Here is a 17,422-nt window from a genome sequence, read left to right as displayed (position 1 = left end):
CGGATGAAAACGTGGCTATTCACATCGTCGACCGGCGCCTGAATCCAGGCAGCAAGAGTCTCGAGAATCGCCAGCGCTTTCTGCGCAGGGCTAAGGCGCTGGTCCAGGGAGCTGTGAAGAAATCGTCGCAGAGCCGGGACATCAAGGATGTCCTGGAAGGCGGCGAGGTCAGCGTCCCGATCGATGGCATGGACGAGCCGCGCTTTCGCCGCGAAGGCGGCACGCGCGACATGGTGCTGCCTGGAAACAAGAAGTTCGTCGAAGGCGATATCCTGCCGCGACCAAACCAGGGCGGCGGCAAGGGAAGAGGAGCGGGCGAGGGCGACAGCGAAGATACGTTCCGCTTCGTTCTCAGCCGCGACGAGTTTGTCGACCTGTTCCTGGACGACCTGGAATTGCCTGATCTCGCCAAGCGAAAGCTGGCTGAGGTGGAGACCGAAGGCATTCGCCGCGCCGGTTACACAACGTCCGGATCGCCTGCCAACATCTCGGTGAGCCGAACGGTAAGTCGCGCTCTGGCGCGGCGCGTTGCGCTACGGCGACCGAGGCGGGAGGTACTGGAGGCCCTCGAAGCGGAGCTTTTGGATTGCAGCGAGGAGCGTCGCGCCGAGCTCATGGCCGAGATCGAGGCCATGAAGACAAAGATGCGCCGCATCCCGTTCATCGATCCGATCGACATCCGGTACCGCCGTTTCGAGACGGTACCAAAGCCCGTGGCGCAGGCCGTGATGTTCTGCCTGATGGACGTCTCCGGTTCGATGACCGAGCATATGAAGGATCTCGCCAAGCGCTTCTATATGCTGCTCTACGTCTTCCTGAAGCGGCGCTATCGTCATGTCGAGATCGTTTTCATCCGGCATACCGACCGGGCCGAAGAGGTCGACGAGCAGACGTTCTTTTATGGGCCGGCTTCCGGCGGCACGCTGGTGTCAAGCGCGTTGCAGGCGATGCATGACATTGTGCGGTCGCGGTTCCGACCGGCGGACTGGAACATCTACGCTGCACAGGCTTCCGACGGGGACAATTCCTACGCGGACGGCGAAGTCGCGAGCCGGCTCCTCACCGACAACATCCTGCCGGTCACCCAGTTTTTTGCCTACCTGGAAGTCGGCCAGGAAAACGGCCTGTCCTACGAAATGCCCAATTCGGCGCTCTGGACCCTTTACGAGGGCTTGCGTGCGAATGGTGCGCCGCTGTCGATGCGCAAGGTCAACGAGCGCAGCGAGATATTCCCGGTGTTTCACGATCTCTTCCAGCGCCGTGGCCAGCAGGAAAGGACCGGGTCATGACCGCGACCGACCAGTTGCTGTTCGAGGGGGCCGACTGGGATTTTCGGACGCTGCAGCGGATCTGCGACGCCTGCGAGCAGATTGCGCGGGACGAATTGGGGCTCGACGTCTATCCCAACCAGATCGAGGTCATTACCGCCGAGCAGATGCTGGACGCCTATTCGTCGGTCGGCATGCCCCTGTTCTACAAGCATTGGTCGTTCGGCAAGCACTTTGCCTTTCAGGAGGCGTCCTACCGCAAGGGGCTAATGGGTCTGGCCTACGAGATCGTCATCAACTCGTCGCCGTGCATATCCTACCTCATGGAGGAAAACACCGCGACGATGCAGACGCTCGTCATCGCGCATGCCGCCTTCGGCCACAATCACTTCTTCAAGAACAACTATCTGTTCAAGCAATGGACCGATGCCGACGGCATTCTCGACTATCTCGAATTCGCCAAGCGCTATGTGGCGCACTGCGAGGAGCGTCATGGCCGGCTGGCGGTCGAGCATACGCTCGACGCCGCGCACGCCTTGATGTCGCACGGCATCGATCGCTATCCCGGCAAGAAGAGCCTCGATCTTCGCGCGGAGGAAAAGCGGGCGGGCAGGCGCCGTGCCCATGAGGAGAGCGCCTTCAACGATCTCTGGCGCACCGTTCCCACCGGCCCGGCCAAGAGTGGCGCGGTACTGGATGTCGAACGACGTCGCGCGATGCTCGGTCTACCGCAGGAAAACCTGCTTTATTTTCTCGAGAAGACGGCGCCCCGGCTGAAACCTTGGCAGCGCGAGATATTGCGGATCGTGCGGCACATCGCGCAGTATTTCTATCCGCAGAGCCAGACCAAGGTGATGAACGAGGGCACGGCGACCTACGTTCATTATCGCATCATAAGCCGGCTGCACGAGCAGGGGCGGCTGACGGACGGCAATTTCCTGGAATTCCTGCAGTCGCACACCAACGTCGTGTTCCAGCCCGAGTTCGACGATCCGCGCTATTCCGGCTTCAATCCCTATGCGCTGGGATTTGCGATGATGCAGGACATCGAACGCATCGTCACCAATCCGGAAGCCGAGGACCGCGATTGGTTCCCGGATATCGCCGGGACCGGCGACACGATGGGCGTGTTGCGCGACATCTGGGCCAATTATCGCGATGAAAGCTTCATCAGCCAGTTCATGAGCCCGCGGCTGATGCGGCGCTTCCGCATGTTCCATCTGCATGACGATCCGGAAGAGCGGGCCGGCATCCTGGTCGATGCCATCCACGACGAGCGCGGCTATCGCCGGCTCCGGCGCGAACTGGCGCGGCAGTACGATGTCGGTTTCATCGATCCGAACATCGAGGTCGTCGACGTCGACCTTGCAGGCGATCGTCGCCTGATGCTGCGCCATACCGTGGTAAAGGGCGCCCAACTCAGCGAAGCCGACACCAAGCGCGTGCTGCAGCACCTTGCCGATCTCTGGACCTACGACGTCTCCCTCGTCGAGGCCGATGCATCTGGTACGGTCTTGAAGGAGTACGTTGCAAACCCGCGGAAGATCGCTGCGGTAGCATAGCTACCGCAGGCTGGCGTTGATCTTTTCCAGCGCCGCCGAGCCGGGGCACAGGTCCTTGGCTTCGAGCGTATTGAGCGGCGTCTCGACGGTGTCGAGATGGGTGTGGAGGTCTTCTGCGTCCGGATCGACATAGAGCAGCCCGGTGACGACCTGGCCCTTGGCGGCGTGTTTCTGCAGGAAGGTCATGGCGGCCAAACGGTCGTTGGCGTCGTAATCGGCGTCGATCTTGCGCAGCGCCAGCCGCGTGCCGTCATGCTGTTCGACTACCTGCACCGTGCCCGGTGCATATTCAACGGTGATCGGGTCGCGGCCGGTGAGCACGTCGAGGCGGTTGACCGCATCATTATGCTCGCGGACATAGTCAAAGCTCTTGGTCGAGCCGGCGTGATTGTTGAAGGCGATGCAGGGGCTGATGACGTCGATGAACGCCGCGCCCTTGTGCCGGATGGCGGCTGCGATCAGCGGCACGAGCTGGCTCTTGTCGCCGGAGAAGCTGCGCGCCACGAAGCTCGCACCCAATTGCAGCGCGATCGCCACCAGGTCGATGGCGTTTTCGGTGTTCATCACACCCTTTTTCGACTTCGAGCCGCGATCGGCGGTCGCCGAAAATTGCCCCTTGGTCAGGCCGTAGACGCCGTTGTTCTCGACGATGTAGGTCATGTTGACGGCGCGCCGGATCGAATGCGCGAACTGGCCGAAGCCGATCGAGGCGCTATCGCCGTCACCGGAGACACCGAGATAGATCAGGTCGCGATTGGCGAGGTTGGCGCCGGTCAGGACTGACGGCATCCGGCCGTGCACCGAATTGAAGCCGTGCGAATTGCCGAGGAAATAGTCCGGCGTCTTCGACGAGCAGCCGATGCCGGAAATCTTCGCCACCCGATGCGGCTCGATCGAGAGCTCATAGCAGGCCTCGATGATCGAGGCAGTGATCGAGTCGTGGCCGCAGCCGGCGCACAGGGTCGAAACTTTCCCCTCGTAATCCCGGTGGGTGTAGCCAAGTTCGTTCTTCGGCAGGCCCGGATGCTGGAATTTCGGTTTTGCAATGTAGGTCATGACACGGCCTTGCGGAGAGGGGTCACTTTCAGATGATCCTGGTGGTCGCCGATCGCATTGGCGATGAAACGAGCGGTGATCGGCGTGCCGTCATAATGCAGGATCGGCACCAGCCGGACCGGATCGATGCCGTTTTCGTTGACGATCAACTGCCGCAACTGGCCGTCGCGGTTCTGCTCGACCACGTACACGAAATCATGATCGGCGATGAAGCTCGCGACGCTGGAGTGGAACGGGAAGGCGCGGATGCGCATGCGGTCGAGCTGATGCCCGCGCGATTCCAGAATCCCGATCGCCTCGTCCATCGCTGGCGAGGTTGAGCCGAAATAGATCACGCCGTATTTGGTCGGTTTGGCGGCGTTGGCCTGCAGCGGCCGCGGCACCATGTCCTGCGCAGTCTCGAACTTGCGCACGAGCCGCTGCATGTTGTCGGCGTAGATGGCGCCTTCTTCGGAATAGCGCGCGTAGCGGTCGCGCGAGGTGCCGCGGGTGAAAAACGAACCCTTCGTCGGATGTGTGCCCGGATAGGTGCGGTAGGGAATGCCGTCGCCGTCGACGTCGAGATAGCGGCCGAAATCGCGCCCCGGTTCATCGAGCATTTCCGCAGTCATCACCTTGCCGCGGTCATACTGCCTAGCGTCGTCCCACTTCAGTGGGCGGCACAGCCGGTGGTTCATGCCGATGTCGAGGTCGAGCATCAGGAAGATCATGGTTTGCAGCCGCTCGGCGAGATCGAATGATTGTGCGGCGAACTCGAACGCTTCGGCCGGATCTTCCGGGAACAGCAGGACGTGCTTGGTATCGCCGTGCGAGGCATAGGCGCAGGCGATGATGTCGCATTGCTGGGTGCGCGTCGGCATGCCCGTCGAGGGGCCGGCGCGCTGGATGTTCATGATCACGGCCGGAATTTCCGCGAAGTAGGACAGGCCGATGAATTCGGTCATCAAGGAAATGCCGGGGCCGGAGGTTGCGGTGAAGGCCCGCGCGCCATTCCAGGAGGCCCCGATCACGATGCCGATGGATGCGAGCTCATCCTCGCCTTGCACGATCGCGTATTTCGCCTTGCCCGTCTCAGGGGCGTGCCGCAGCTTCTTGCAGTGGCTCGTGAAGGCTTCAGCCACCGACGACGACGGCGTGATCGGATACCAGGCGCAGACGGTGGCGCCGCCATAGACCGCCCCTAGCGCCGCCGCGCTGTTGCCTTCCATGAAGATGCGGTCGCCGACCTTGTCGGACTTCTTCACCTGCAAACCGATCGGGCACTTCAGGTTCTGCAGTGCCCAGTCGCGGCCGAGATGTAGCGCGTGGACATTCGACGACAGCAGTTTTTCCTTACCCTTGTACTGTTCGCCGATCAGTTGCTCGACCAGCTTGGGATCGAGATCGAGCAGGGCGCAGAGCGCGCCGAGATAGATGATGTTCTTGAAGAGCTGGCGCTGGCGCGGATCGGTATAGGTCGAATTGGTGATTGCGGTCAGCGGCACGCCGATCACGGTGATGTCGGCGCGGAATTTCGACGACGGCATCGGTTTGGTCGAATCGTAGAACAGATAGCCGCCGGGCTCGATCGAGGCGACGTCCTTGTCCCAGGTCTGCGGGTTCATCGCCACCATCAAATCGACCCCACCGCGGGCGCCGAGATGGCCGGCCTCCGTCACGCGCACCTCATACCAGGTCGGAAGCCCCTGGATGTTCGAGGGGAAGATATTGCGCGGTGAGACCGGCACGCCGTGGCGCAGGATCGAGCGCGCGAACAGTTCGTTGGCGCTGGCTGAACCCGAACCGTTGACGTTGGCGAAACGGACAACGAAGTCGTTTACGCTGCTGATCGGGCTTTGGACTGACATGTTGATCCCGCGTAAGTCATATCGATGAGGTACTTTTGCATGTCCCAGGCGCCGGTCGGACAACGCTCGGCGCACAGCCCGCAATGCAGGCAGACGTCTTCATCCTTCACCATGACGCGGCCGGTCTTGAGCCCTTCGGCGACATACAGCGCCTGGTCGCGATGCGGCGACGGCGCTTTCAGCCGCTGCCGCAGGTCGTCCTCCTCGCCGTTCTCTGTAAACGTGATGCAATCCATCGGGCAGATGTCGACGCAGGCGTCGCATTCGATGCAGGCGGGCGCCGAGAATATGGTTTGCACGTCGCAGTTCAGGCAGCGCTGCGCCTCGCCGAGCGCGAGCTTGACGTCATAGCCGAGCTCGACCTCCGCCTTGATGTCCTTTAGCGCGATCACCTTGTCGCGATGCGGCACCTTGAAGCGCTTGTCGCCGGAGATGTCGTTGTCGTAGCTCCACTCGTGGATGCCCATCTTCTGCGAGAAGACGTTTACCTCGGGCAGCGGACGCTCATTGATGTCCTCGCCAGAGAGCATCTTGTGGATCGACAGCGCCGCGTCGTGGCCGTGCGCCACCGCCCAGATGATGTTCTTCGGACCGAACGCGGCATCGCCGCCAAAGAACACTTTTGGATTGGTCGATGCGAAGGTGATGGGATCGACCTGCGGCATGTTCCATTTGTCGAATTCGATACCGCAGTCGCGCTCGATCCAGGGGAACGCGTTCTCCTGGCCGACGGCGACCAGCACGTCGTCGCAAGGGATGGTCTGGTCAGGCTCGCCCGAGGGCACTAGGTTACGACGGCCCTTGGCGTCGTATTCGGCCTTCACCTTTTGGAAGGTGACGCCGATCAGCTTGCCGCTTACATGCTTGAATGCCACCGGCACCATGTAGTTGAGGATCGGAATATCCTCGTGAAGGGCGTCTTCCTTCTCCCAGGGGCTTGCCTTCATCTCCTCGAAGCCGGAGCGCACGATCACTTTGACGTCCTCGCCGCCGAGCCGGCGCGCGGTGCGGCAACAATCCATCGCGGTGTTGCCGCCGCCGAGCACGATCACGCGGCGGCCAATCTTCTCGACGTGGCCGAACGAGACCGATGCCAGCCATTCGATGCCGATGTGAATGTTGGCGGCTGCTTCCTTGCGGCCGGGGATGTCGAGCTCGCGGCCGCGCGGCGCGCCGGAGCCGATAAAGATCGCGTCGTAGTTTTCGCTCAGCAGCTTCTTCAGGCTGTCGACGCGGTGGCCGCCCTTGAACTCGACGCCGAGGTCGAGGATGTAGCCGGTTTCCTCGTCGATGACAGTGTCGGGCAGGCGGAACTTTGGAATCTGGCTCCGCATCATGCCGCCCGCCTTGGGATCGGAATCGAACACGGTGCAGTGATAGCCGAGCGGTGCGAGGTCCCGCGCCACCGCGAGCGACGCAGGCCCGCCGCCGACCAGCGCGATGCGCTTGCCGTTCTTCGGCGATGGCTTCGGCATGCGGTGCTTGACGTCGTCCTTGAAGTCGGCGGCAACGCGCTTCAGGCGGCAGATCGCAACCGGGTTTTCCTCGACGCGGCCGCGCCGGCAGGCGGGCTCGCATGGACGATCGCAGGTGCGTCCCAGAATTCCGGGAAACACATTCGATTTCCAGTTGATCATGTAGGCGTCGCTATAACGCCCCTCGGCAATCAAACGGATGTACTCGGGAACCGGGGTGTGTGCGGGGCAGGCCCATTGGCAATCAACCACTTTGTGAAAGTAGTCTGGCGCCGAGATATCAGTCGGTTTCATTCCTACCTTGTCCGCGCAAGCTTAGGAAACGCGGCCTTATTTTGCCTGCGAACGCTTAACGAGCGTTCTTGTGGTTTTTGAATTGGATCATAGGGTTATCTTATTAGAGCCATTCCAGACGCTGCGCACAAGGCAATTCTATGCGATCTCCAGCTTTCCAATTGCACGGAAACGTGGATTTGGCGTCGCAGCGTTGATCTGGCACTGCAGCATGTGCAGTGCAGCTTTGCCTTTATGCTGGATGAACGGGCAGACGTCAGATCAGCCGCAGCGCAGCTCCAGCCGTCGCAAGAATGACGACGACAATCCATGGCGGCAGCTTCCATACAGTCAGCAGCAGGAAGCCGGCCAGCGCTACGGCGAAGTCACGTGGCGTGAGCACGGCGCTGGTCCAGACCGGATTGTAGAGCGCGGCGCCAAGGATGCCGACGACAGCGGCATTGGTGCCGCGCATCGCGGCCTGGGCCTTGGGGCGCAGGCGCAGCGCGTCCCAGAACGGCAGCATGCCGTAGACCAGCAGCAGTCCCGGCAGGGATAAGGCGATGATCGCAATCGAAGCGCCGGCGAGCCCGTTGGGGGCCGGCTCTGCGACGGCGCCGAGATAGGCCGCGAACGTGAACAGCGGTCCGGGCACTGCTTGCGCCATGCCGTAACCGGCGAGGAAATCCTCGTTGCTGACCCAGCCCGGCGTTACGACTTCCGCCTGCAATAGCGGCAGCACGACATGGCCGCCGCCGAACACCAGGGCGCCGGAACGATAGAAGGCGTCGAACAGGGCAAGCCCTTGCGAGCCGGTTTTTGCCGTCACCAGCGGTGTGATCAGGAACAGAATTGCGAACAGCACGAGCGCGGCCATGCCGTGTCGAGGCGACACGGAAAAGCCGAGCTGGCCCGTTGCCGTGGCCCCATCTGCGCGACACAGCCAGAGCCCGGCCAGCGCCCCGAGCGCGATCGCGCCGATCTGCCCAAACGATCCGCCGATGAGCACCACGATCGCAACAGCGGCAAGCGCGATGGCAGCCCGTTCGCGGTCCGGCGTCAGGCTGTTTGCCATGCCCCAGATCGCCTGCGCGACCACGGCGACCGCGACCAGCTTTAGGCCATGAAGAACGCCGTCGGCGAGCGGGCCGGTAAAGATCGTCGCACCGAGCGCAAAGGCGAACATGATCAGGGCGGAGGGCATGGTAAAGGCGAGCCACGCCGCCAATCCGCCGAGCAGGCCGTTGCCGCGGAGGATGCCGAGCGTGAAACCGACCTGGCTGGATGCCGGTCCCGGCAAGAACTGGCACAGCGCAACGATGTCGGCATAGCTGCTTTCGCTCAGCCATTTTCGCCGCTCGACGAATTCGGTCCTGAAGTAGCCGAGATGCGCGATCGGTCCCCCGAACGATGTGAGGCCGAGCTTGAGGAAGGCGGTGAAAACCTCGGCGATAGTGCCCGCGGACTTTTCCGCCATGCAATGCAACTCCAGTGTAGGCTGAAAAGTAGATGCACGTGGCATCTTCAGCCGATCGATCGCCCCAGCACCTGCAAGAAGGAGCGCTTCCACGCGACCATCGCACATCTGAGAGACAACATCAGCAGGGTAACTGAAAGCGATATTAGGCCGTGTACTCATAAACGCCCGTCCGCTTTTAGCCCAATAGCGGCGTGAAAGCGTACATTCAGTTACTTCGGCTCTGGGCCAGGAGCCGACGAAATCCGTCGATACTCGGCAGTGATATGCGTGACAGCCAGGACACGACCATCAAGGCACCGGCGTGGGTGGCCTCAAAAACTCGACCAGCCGTTGAGCGTGTGCGGGCAGGGACCTAAAACTTCGCACGCAAATCCTTAGGTGGCGAAGAGCCCAAGTGTCCGTAAGAGGAATGACGCGGATAGCCATTGACTGCTGGGATCGCCGAGCTGCTGTTTCGGGCAGGATGGCGAGACCAATGCCCTTTTCTACCATCTGACACATCAAGTCGGACCCGTTGAGGCGGATGCGCAGCTTGAACCGGCGACCGGAACGGAAGGCATGATAGTTCAACAAGTCCTGCATCGGGCTGCCCACGGCAAAGCCGATGAATTCATGGTCGAGAGTTTCGCGGAATGCAATTTTACGATGCCGGCTGAGCGGATGCCGCAGTGGCGTCACCAGGACCAGGCGGATCTCCGCGAACGGAAAACTGTCCAGCTCCGCGCCTGGATCAACGGTCTCCCCGACAATGCCGATATCGCCGCGGCCCGCGGCGATTGCTCGAATAATCTCGCCGCTTCCGTGATGCTCAAGGTCGACGTCGATATTCGGATGGGCAGAGAGAAAGGCCGCCAGGGGTACGGGGAGAAATTCCATCGCGCCGATATTCGACAGCAAGCGCACATGTCCCGTCAGCCCCTTCCCGAAATTGTCCAGGTCACCGCGCATTTGCTCCAGCTGCTGCGAGACAATCCACGCGCTGATGCAGGAGCACTGTTCCTGCTGAAGTAAGCCGAATCCCCCGGCGGTTCCTTTCTAGGAGCGGAGCGCTGAGCGCATTTTCCATGGCGCGGATACGCTCACTCGCCGACGCCAGTGTCATGTTCGCGCGAGCGGCCCCGTGCGTGATGCTGCCAGCTTCGGCGACGTGCACGAACAGTCGCAGGTCGGTCAGATCGAACCTTATGGGCATCGTTAGGGACGTACCTTCGGCTGCGCCTGAGGCACACTTAGCACATTCCGCATTGTGCGTCTCTTGTCGCGCATACAGGGTCGGGGGGCCTCAGACATCCTATCTTGGACATCGCAGGCAAGGAGAATGACGATGAAGCCAATTAGCACCGTAAGATCAGGCATAGCCGCGTTGGCGCTTGTTGCCGGTGCTATTCCGGCGGCGGCCGCTTTCCCGGAGCGAGCGATTACTTTGATCGTTCCGTTCGCCCCCGGCGGCCCCGGCGACACGGTCGTACGCCTCATCGGGACGCATATGGCCAGGACGCTGGGCCAACCGATCGTCGTGGAGAATTCTGCTGGGGCTGGCGGCACGAGCGCTATCAGCCGTGTCACGCAAGCAGACGCAGATGGATACACCATCATGTTGGGTAATATGGGAACACATGGTGCAGCGCCGGCGCAGTATCCCAACCTGAAATACGATCCGGCTAAGGACTTTACTCCCATCGGACTGATGGTTACCACACCGATCGTGATCATCGCCAGGAAGACATTTCCAGCCAACAATCTCCGCGAGTTCGTCGACTACGTGAGAAAGAACCAGGACAAGGTAGTTGAAGCGCATGCCGGCGTCGGCTCAGTTTCTCACACGACATGCACTCTTCTCCAATGGATCATAGGGACAAAGACTGCTCGGGTGGCCTACCGCGGCACAGGGCCGTCCATCAACGACCTTATTGCGGAACACGTCGATTTTGGCTGTGACCAGATTGTAAACGTTGCGCCGCATATTCAGGCGGGCACGCTCAAGGCGTTCGGTATCGCGACGGCCAAACGTTCGGCGGCCATGAAGGATGTCCCAACGACCAGGGAGGGCGGCCTGCCGGAGTTCGAGGTCTCTGCTTGGATTGCGCTATTTGCTCCAAAGGGTACTCCACAACACGTGGTCGGCAAACTGAACGAGGCGCTTGTCAAAGCCCTCGATGACGAAGGCACACGCGCGCGACTGCTCGATCTTGGCAGCGAGATCCCGGACCGGGCCGGCCGCGCGCCTGACGCCCTGCAGGAGCTGGTCGTTCGTGAAGTCGCCCGTTGGACGCCGGTACTCAAGACCGCCGGTCAATGAACTAGGGCGCGGACTCATAAGAGCGTAGCTAGAGCCTGATTGACGCAAGCTGTACGAAGGCAAGGTAACTGGCAGCCAGCTTATCGTAGCGCGTTGTTGTGTCCGGAGCCGACGTTCGTGAGACGCGCGAATACGCAGCGAGGTGACCCAATGTCCGCGCCGACGATCAAGTTCGATGACGGCGCCGTCTATGAACGGATGATGGGCAAGTGGAGTGGACTGGCCGGACGCGCTTTTATTGATTGGCTCTCGCCCCCGCCCAATTTGCGATGGGTCGACATCGGTTGTGGCAATGGCGCGTTTACACAGTTGCTGGTCGAGCACTGCGCCCCAATGACCGTCGAAGGCGTGGATCCCTCGGAAGGTCAGCTGGCCTTTGCACGAGAGCGGCTGGCGACACCTGTCGCGAAGTTTCGACAGGGCGATGCAATGGCCTTGCCATTTGCCGATGGCACCTTCGATGCGGCCGTAATGGCGCTCGTTGTATTTTTCATTCCGGACCCTGCCAGTGGGGTCGCTGAAATGGCTCGCGTCGTGCGGCCGGGAGGTCTCGCGGCCGCTTATATCTGGGACGTCGTCAGCGGCGGCGGCCCGTCGGAGGCCATCATAATCGAGATGAAAGGCATGGGGTTCACGCCACCGCGGGCCCCGAAAGCGGAAGCCTCGACGCCCGAAGGACTACATGCGCTGTGGACACGGGCGGGTTTCGCCGATATCGAAGCGCGCGTTCTTCGCACGCGACGAACGTTCGACGATTTCGAGGACTATTGGTCCACTACGATCGCGGCGCCCAATCTCGCTCCGATGCTCACAACGATGGCGACAGCCGACGTGACGCAACTCAAGTCTCGGGTTCGTGAGCAGGTGCCTATCGAGGCGAGTGGGCGTGTCTCGATCGAGGCGCACGCGAATGCGATCGTCGGCCGTCGGCCCGGATAGGGCTGTCGATCGCTCTTCCGCTCCTCCCCAGAAGCTGCCAACCTCTATGCTTGCCACGAGGTTATAGGCGCGGCCGCTTGTGGGCCGTTCCGGGTCAAAACTCCAAGAACTCAGATTGAGCACAACGAGTCCGCTTTCGGGTGCGTAGCGACCAGTTGAGATGGCCGCCGAACCGTGATTCAAGCTCCAAATCGTGGGGGAATCATGCGCTACGAACTCACCGACCATGAATGGACTGCCATTAAGTCAATGCTGCCGAACAAGCCGCGCGGCGTCCCTCGGGTCAATGACCGGCGTGTCCTCAACGGTATTTTCTGGGTTCTGCGCTCCGGGGCGCCTTGGCGCGATCTGCCGGGTGCCTTTGGCCCCTACACCACTTGCTACAATCGCTTCGTTCGCTGGCGGCGGGCCGGTGTCTGGAGCGGTATCATAGATGCCTTGGCCGCCGCCCATGACGCGGCTGTCCAGATGATCGATACGTCAATTGTCCGCGTGCATCAGCATGTAGCCTGCATCAAGAGCAACTAGCGGCAATTGATGGGACGGTCGCGTGGCGGATTGACCAGTGAGATTCATGCGCTGGTCGATACCAATGGCCTGCCAGTGCGGCTTGCGCTGACAGCCGGTGAGGCTCATGACAACCGGCTCGCCAGCAAACTCCTCTCTCGCTTGAAGCCGAAAGCGATGCTGCTGGCCGACCGTGGCTATGACGCCGATTGGATTAGGGAGCTCGCCGTGCGGCGAGGCGCATGGGCTAACATCCCGCCAAAACGCAATCGCAGTAATCCGATCTGCTTCAGCCCTTATCTCTACCGCGACCGCAACCGGATCGAGCGTTTCTTCAACCGGATCAAGCAATCCCGTCGGGTTGCGACGCGCTACGACAAGCTGGCCGCCAACTACCTCGCCTTCGTGCAACTTGCGTCAATCAGGCTGTGGCTCCGCGCTTATGAGTCCACGCCCTAGAGACTTTGGCAGAAGTTCTCACCTGCCTTATCAAGGCATTCGACCGTTACGAGAAGAAGAATTAAAGCCGCCTGGCGCAAGCACTAATCGTGCGGACCCGCTCCGGACCAGCAATTCATGCCAGAAAGCAATCTTGGCCACCGGTTTACTCGACATCGCGTTAACAACGCCTTCACCGGGCTTTTACGGAGCGGCATCGCTAGTTACCGTTCCGAAACGCCGCGATCAAGCCGCCAACCGGGTTCACGAACATGCGCGACCATCGGCAGCGGGGAAAATGCCTAGCCGATATCGCTCTTCGCCAGATCCCACATCAGCCGATAGATTCCGCTCGAGATGATCAGCGGCTTCAACGCGATATTGCCGGAAAGGCGTAGCATGGCCGCAGGCACCGCGCCGACATCGGTCGCATCGATCAGCACGAACCAGTCGCCGGCGCCGGGATTGGGCGCGGAGGGATCATCGGTGATCGGCTTCGACAGCGCCGGGTCGCTCTCGAGCAGGTGCAGGGAAATAATACCGTCAAGCTCTACGGGATCGAGCTGTTCGCTCAGCGCGGCGCGCAGTTTCTCCTCGCCATCGCCGGTGGGCCGCAACCTGACAATGCCGAGCGCGGCGCCGCGGCCGGTGCCGCGGCTGATCGTGATGCGCGCCACCGCCCGGATCATGTTCTGGAAGCGGGCAATGTTAGCTTTCGACCACGCCGTCTGGTTGGCGAGCGCGGCACGGTAGGCCGGGCTGTCCAGCACCTCGAAGGTTTTTGTGGAATAGAGGCTGAGATATTTCGGGTTGCCGTCGTGGGCGACGTAGCGGCGGGCTTCGAGGAAGCCGTCGATGGCGACGCGCTCTTCGAGATGTTCGCGATCGTACCAGCGATTGAACTCGGCTTCGTGCTCGGCATCGATATTCATCGACGTCAGCAGCATGCCCCTTCCGGCGATCGGCATTTTCTTGTTCCTATTTGCTGGCTTGGGACGCCATGTCCGCGATCGCCTTCATCACGGCGTCGCGGACGCCGGGATCGTACAGCGTGTGGCCGGCGCCCTCGACAAAGCGGATTTCGGCCTCGCGCCAAACTGCTGCAAGCGCGTGCGAGGTCGCGGGCGGACAAAGCAGATCGTAACGGCCTTGCACGATGATGCCGGGAACGCCGGCAAGCTTGGCCGCTTCGGCTATCAGTTGATCCGGCTTCATGAAGCAGTCATTGGCGAAATAGTGCGCTTCCATAAACGGCGTCGTCGGCATGTTACGCGACGAGTTCAGCGTTGAGTGGTCGAGGCGCGTGCGGTTAGGCGTGTGTTCGGAAAGTATCCGTTCGGTTTCGCCCCATGCCCGCGCGGCAGGAATATGCACATCGGGATTGGAATCGAGGATGCGGCGGAAGTAGGCCTGCAGCGGTTCCGTGCGCTCGGCTTCCGGCAGCACGCTCATGAAGTCGTCGTAAAGGCCGGGATAGAACCGCGGCAGCACTTTTAGAAAACCGTTCTCGATTTCCTCTGATGTGCCCAGGAAAGTGGCGCGAAGCACGATGCCGCTGACGCGATCGGGATGGGCCTGCGCATAGGCCAGCGCCAGCGTCGCCCCCCAGGAGCCGCCGACGACCATCCAGCGCTGAAAGCCGAACTTCTCGCGGATCATTTCCATATCGGCGATCAGATGCGGCAGAGTGTTGGCTTCGCGACGACCCTTGGGGCGGCTTCGTCCGGCACCGCGCTGGTCGAACAGCACAGCATGAAAACGTTCGGGATCGAACAGCCGGCGATGATCGGGCTGGCAGCCACTGCCGGGCCCGCCATGCAGATAGACCGCCGGAATGCCATCAGGCCGGCCGATGCTCTCGACATAGACGTCGTGGCCTTCGCCGACCGCGAGTTGCTCCGATGTCAGCGGCGCAAAGGGGTCGGCGCGTTTGATGGATTTGCCGGCGTCGGCATCAGGCGCCATGCTCGCCTTCCGTCTCCAGCGTGCCGCCGGCGAAATTGCGGTAGAGAAAGCGGTCCTGGTGCGCGGCGGCCTCGCGCTCGGCGGTCTTGAAGATCTCTTCATGCCGCGGCGAGAGCGTGCAGGCCGGATCGGTATTTCCGGCGTCACCTGTCAGCGCAAACGCCTGGCAGCGGCAGCCGCCGAAATCGATCTCGCGGAACTCGCAGCTCTTGCACGGCTCGGGCATCCAGCCGGTGCCGCGATAGCGGTTGAAGGCTTCCGAGTTCTGCCAGATCCAGGCAATCGAGTGGTTTGAGCGGACGGATTCGAATTCGAGCCCGGTGATGCTTTCCGCGGCATGGCAGGGCAGCACCTTGCCCGCGGGCGAGATGTTGAAGAACTGCCGGCCCCAGCCGCCCATGCACTTCTTCGGCCGCAGCGCGTAATAATCCGGCACTACATAGTCGATGGCGAGGCTGCCCTTCAGGCGCGTCGCGGCTTCCTCGACGATCCGGCTGGTTTCCTCGATCTGTTCGAGCGTCGGCATCAGCGCCGCGCGGTTCTTCAAGGCCCAGCCGTAATATTGGACGTTGGCGACCTCGAGCCGGTCGGCGTCGAGATCGACCGCCATCTGGATGATGTCGGAGAGCTGGTGCAGGTTCTGGCGGTGCATGACCGCGTTGACCGTCAGCGGCAGGTCGAGTTCACGCGTCCATTTAGCGACTTCAAGCTTTTTCTCATGCGCATTTTTCAGCCCTGCAACGCGGTCGGCTACGATCGGCTCGTTACCCTGGAAGCTGATCTGCACATGGCAGAGCCCGGCATCGGCGAGCGCCGAAAGCTTTTCCCTGTTCAGCAGCACCGCCGAGGTAATGAGATTGCTGTACAGCCCGACATCGGTCGCGTGCTGCACTAATTCCACCAAGTCCTTGCGCGCGGTCGGCTCGCCGCCCGAGAAATGGATTTGCAGCACGCCGATTTCGGCGAGCTCGCTCAAGACCTTCTTCCATTCTTCTGTAGTCAATTCGCTGCTGCCGCGGTCGAGCTCAACCGGGTTGGAGCAATAGGGGCACTGCAGCGGGCAGCGGTGCGTCAGTTCGGCGAGCACGGCAAGCGGAATGCCGAACGTCTCCGCGGTCGAACGCCTCTGTTCGAGCACCGCGAGCCCGTCACTGGGCGCTGCGCTGGCTGTTTTGCCGTCTGCGAGAATGTCGGTCATGACGTCTTCTCACGCGCTTCGGTCAGAAAGCCTTTGTCGGCGAGGTCCTGCAGCATGGCGATGACGTCGGTCAAAATCGCCTCGCGCGGCGCGGCGTATTTGGCTGCAAGCTGATCGACCATGTCGGCGACGCTGCGTACGCCGTCGCAAAGTTGCAGCACCTCGACTGCGATCTCATCCGGCGCCAGCACCCGCTCCGGCGCCAGGATCACCCAGACCTGCCGCGTCTCATCGAACTTCAAGCGGGCGTGGCGCGGCAATTTCGGCCGGCTCGTCTCGCTGACACTGATGTTGCGGCTCAAAGCCATCGATCGCTAGTTCCTTTTGTCGGTTTCCTCGTTAGCTTCCTTGGGGCACGAATGCCCCGGGCGGTATGTGGCCCTCGACATAGGCATGATACAGCGCGTCGAGCTGAACCCATAGCACGTTGGTCTTGAAGATCAGCGCGTTGCAGACCGCCTCGCGCTCCGCCGGCGTTTTTGCGTTCGTCTTGACGTATTCCAGCGCAAAACCGGCGTCGCGCGGCGCCTGGGTCAGGCGGCGGCTGAAATAGCTCATGATGTCAGGATTGACGAAATCATAGTGCTGCAGCATCCCGGAGATGCGCTCCTCGTGCAGGTTCGGCGCGAACAGTTCCGTAAGTGAGGAAGCGATTGCCTCCAGCGGCGTCTTGTCGCGGCAGAAATGCACATAGGCCTCCACCGCAAATCGCGTTGCCGGCAGGATGCCTTCGGTCGATTCCACATAGGCGCTGTCGAGACCGAGCCCCTCGGTCAGTTTGAGCCAGCGCTCGATGCCGCCTTCGCTGCCCACATCGCCGTCGTGATCCTCGATGCGGTGCCGCCATTCGATCCGGGTCGCACGGTCGCGGAACCGGGAGATCACCATCGCATCCTTCAGCGGGATCGTGCTCTGGTAATAATAGCGGTTCAGTGCCCAGGCCTGCACCTGTCCCTTGTTGAGCTTGCCGCCATGCAACAGCCGGTGGAACGGATGCAAGCTGTGATAGCGCGTCGCGCCGATATGACGGAGGGTTGCCTCCAGCTCCTCAGCGGTGTTGAGCGTAATGCCCTTGCCGATCGATAGGGCAGTCATTGCGGGTGCAGCGACGACGT

At 61.6% G+C, this 17,422-nt stretch carries 13 protein-coding genes and 2 pseudogenes; 5 read left to right on the top strand and 10 right to left on the bottom strand.

All coding sequences use genetic code 11. The features are described from left to right. Nucleotides 1-17: 17 nt before the first annotated feature. Both KJQ96_RS21285 and KJQ96_RS21280 read left to right on the top strand, forming a co-directional pair. Entirely contained in the window at nt 18-1,289 is a 1,272-nt protein-coding gene (locus KJQ96_RS21285) for a YeaH/YhbH family protein (protein WP_213288538.1), read from the top strand. After that, nucleotides 1,286-2,830: a SpoVR family protein gene (locus KJQ96_RS21280; RefSeq protein ID WP_213288492.1), complete on the top strand. Its 1,545-nt coding sequence runs from the start codon at nt 1,286-1,288 to the stop codon at nt 2,828-2,830. Before KJQ96_RS21285 ends, KJQ96_RS21280 begins: the two co-directional genes overlap by 4 nt. Here the strand turns inward: KJQ96_RS21280 and KJQ96_RS21275 are convergent, their stop codons facing one another. The 5 genes and pseudogenes from KJQ96_RS21275 to KJQ96_RS21255 form a co-directional block, all read right to left on the bottom strand. Beyond that, on the bottom strand, nt 2,831-3,886 hold the full coding sequence (locus KJQ96_RS21275) for a 2-oxoacid:ferredoxin oxidoreductase subunit beta (RefSeq protein ID WP_213288491.1): 1,056 nt from the start codon (nt 3,884-3,886) through the stop codon (nt 2,831-2,833). It lies immediately after the preceding gene. After that, nucleotides 3,883-5,733, bottom strand: coding sequence for a 2-oxoacid:acceptor oxidoreductase subunit alpha (locus KJQ96_RS21270; RefSeq protein ID WP_213288490.1), 1,851 nt, complete (start codon nt 5,731-5,733; stop codon nt 3,883-3,885). The genes KJQ96_RS21275 and KJQ96_RS21270 overlap by 4 nt, the downstream gene beginning before the upstream one ends. Then, nucleotides 5,703-7,502 carry an FAD-dependent oxidoreductase gene (locus tag KJQ96_RS21265; RefSeq protein WP_213288489.1) on the bottom strand — a complete coding sequence of 600 codons (1,800 nt, stop codon included), beginning with the start codon at nt 7,500-7,502 and terminating at the stop codon, nt 5,703-5,705. The genes KJQ96_RS21270 and KJQ96_RS21265 overlap by 31 nt, the downstream gene beginning before the upstream one ends. Nucleotides 7,503-7,758: 256 nt before the next feature. Then, a complete protein-coding gene (gene chrA, locus KJQ96_RS21260) occupies nt 7,759-8,958 on the bottom strand; it encodes a chromate efflux transporter (RefSeq protein ID WP_213288488.1) in 1,200 nt (399 codons plus the stop codon). Nucleotides 8,959-9,249: 291 nt separating this feature from the next. Then, nucleotides 9,250-10,147, bottom strand: a pseudogene (locus KJQ96_RS21255) (LysR family transcriptional regulator). 138 nt (nt 10,148-10,285) lie between these two features. On the opposite strand from KJQ96_RS21255, the gene KJQ96_RS21250 reads away from it, so the two are divergent. From KJQ96_RS21250 to KJQ96_RS21240, 3 genes and pseudogenes are all read left to right on the top strand, one after another. Further along, nucleotides 10,286-11,260, top strand: coding sequence for a tripartite tricarboxylate transporter substrate-binding protein (locus KJQ96_RS21250; RefSeq protein WP_213288487.1), 975 nt, complete (start codon nt 10,286-10,288; stop codon nt 11,258-11,260). A 150-nt stretch (nt 11,261-11,410) separates the two neighbouring features. After that, complete coding sequence (locus KJQ96_RS21245) at nt 11,411-12,199, top strand: class I SAM-dependent methyltransferase (protein ID WP_213288486.1); 789 nt, start codon at nt 11,411-11,413, stop codon at nt 12,197-12,199. 204 nt (nt 12,200-12,403) lie between these two features. Further along, nucleotides 12,404-13,165, top strand: a pseudogene (locus tag KJQ96_RS21240) (IS5 family transposase). A gap of 281 nt (nt 13,166-13,446) precedes the next feature. Here KJQ96_RS21240 and KJQ96_RS21235 read toward each other — a convergent pair. The 5 genes from KJQ96_RS21235 to pqqC are packed head-to-tail and all read right to left on the bottom strand — an operon-like array spanning nt 13,447 to nt 17,402. Next, nucleotides 13,447-14,112 carry a DUF4286 family protein gene (locus KJQ96_RS21235; RefSeq protein WP_213288485.1) on the bottom strand — a complete coding sequence of 222 codons (666 nt, stop codon included), beginning with the start codon at nt 14,110-14,112 and terminating at the stop codon, nt 13,447-13,449. 10 nt (nt 14,113-14,122) lie between these two features. After that, the gene (pip, locus tag KJQ96_RS21230) at nt 14,123-15,109 is read right to left on the bottom strand and encodes a prolyl aminopeptidase (RefSeq protein ID WP_213288484.1); all 987 of its coding nucleotides are present in this window, start codon (nt 15,107-15,109) and stop codon (nt 14,123-14,125) included. After that, nucleotides 15,099-16,307 (bottom strand): pyrroloquinoline quinone biosynthesis protein PqqE, encoded by a 1,209-nt coding sequence (gene pqqE / locus KJQ96_RS21225; protein WP_213288483.1) that lies wholly within the window; start codon nt 16,305-16,307, stop codon nt 15,099-15,101. Before pqqE ends, pip begins: the two co-directional genes overlap by 11 nt. Next, complete coding sequence (gene pqqD, locus KJQ96_RS21220; RefSeq protein ID WP_213288482.1) at nt 16,304-16,615, bottom strand: pyrroloquinoline quinone biosynthesis peptide chaperone PqqD; 312 nt, start codon at nt 16,613-16,615, stop codon at nt 16,304-16,306. The genes pqqE and pqqD overlap by 4 nt, the downstream gene beginning before the upstream one ends. Nucleotides 16,616-16,646: 31 nt before the next feature. After that, a complete protein-coding gene (gene pqqC, locus KJQ96_RS21215; protein WP_213288537.1) occupies nt 16,647-17,402 on the bottom strand; it encodes a pyrroloquinoline-quinone synthase PqqC in 756 nt (251 codons plus the stop codon). Between the last annotated feature and the right edge of the window lie 20 nt (nt 17,403-17,422).

This window comes from Bradyrhizobium sp. sGM-13, assembly GCF_018398875.1.
Taxonomy (GTDB): domain Bacteria; phylum Pseudomonadota; class Alphaproteobacteria; order Rhizobiales; family Xanthobacteraceae; genus Bradyrhizobium.
Note: the sequence above shows the minus strand (reverse complement) of the source record. Positions and strands in the feature narration are given on the sequence as shown.

Bases quoted from the DNA above. Each gene is read 5' to 3' on its own strand.
- KJQ96_RS21280 (WP_213288492.1), top strand. From the start codon at position 1,286: ATGACCGCGACCGACCAGTTGCTGTTCGAGGGGGCCGACTGGGATTTT.
- KJQ96_RS21275 (WP_213288491.1), bottom strand. From the start codon at position 3,886: ATGACCTACATTGCAAAACCGAAATTCCAGCATCCGGGCCTGCCGAAG.
- KJQ96_RS21270 (WP_213288490.1), bottom strand. From the start codon at position 5,733: ATGTCAGTCCAAAGCCCGATCAGCAGCGTAAACGACTTCGTTGTCCGT.
- KJQ96_RS21265 (WP_213288489.1), bottom strand. From the start codon at position 7,502: ATGAAACCGACTGATATCTCGGCGCCAGACTACTTTCACAAAGTGGTT.
- chrA (WP_213288488.1), bottom strand. From the start codon at position 8,958: ATGGCGGAAAAGTCCGCGGGCACTATCGCCGAGGTTTTCACCGCCTTC.
- KJQ96_RS21250 (WP_213288487.1), top strand. From the start codon at position 10,286: ATGAAGCCAATTAGCACCGTAAGATCAGGCATAGCCGCGTTGGCGCTT.
- KJQ96_RS21245 (WP_213288486.1), top strand. From the start codon at position 11,411: ATGTCCGCGCCGACGATCAAGTTCGATGACGGCGCCGTCTATGAACGG.
- KJQ96_RS21235 (WP_213288485.1), bottom strand. From the start codon at position 14,112: ATGCCGATCGCCGGAAGGGGCATGCTGCTGACGTCGATGAATATCGAT.
- pip (WP_213288484.1), bottom strand. From the start codon at position 15,109: ATGGCGCCTGATGCCGACGCCGGCAAATCCATCAAACGCGCCGACCCC.
- pqqE (WP_213288483.1), bottom strand. From the start codon at position 16,307: ATGACCGACATTCTCGCAGACGGCAAAACAGCCAGCGCAGCGCCCAGT.
- pqqD (WP_213288482.1), bottom strand. From the start codon at position 16,615: ATGGCTTTGAGCCGCAACATCAGTGTCAGCGAGACGAGCCGGCCGAAA.
- pqqC (WP_213288537.1), bottom strand. From the start codon at position 17,402: ATGACTGCCCTATCGATCGGCAAGGGCATTACGCTCAACACCGCTGAG.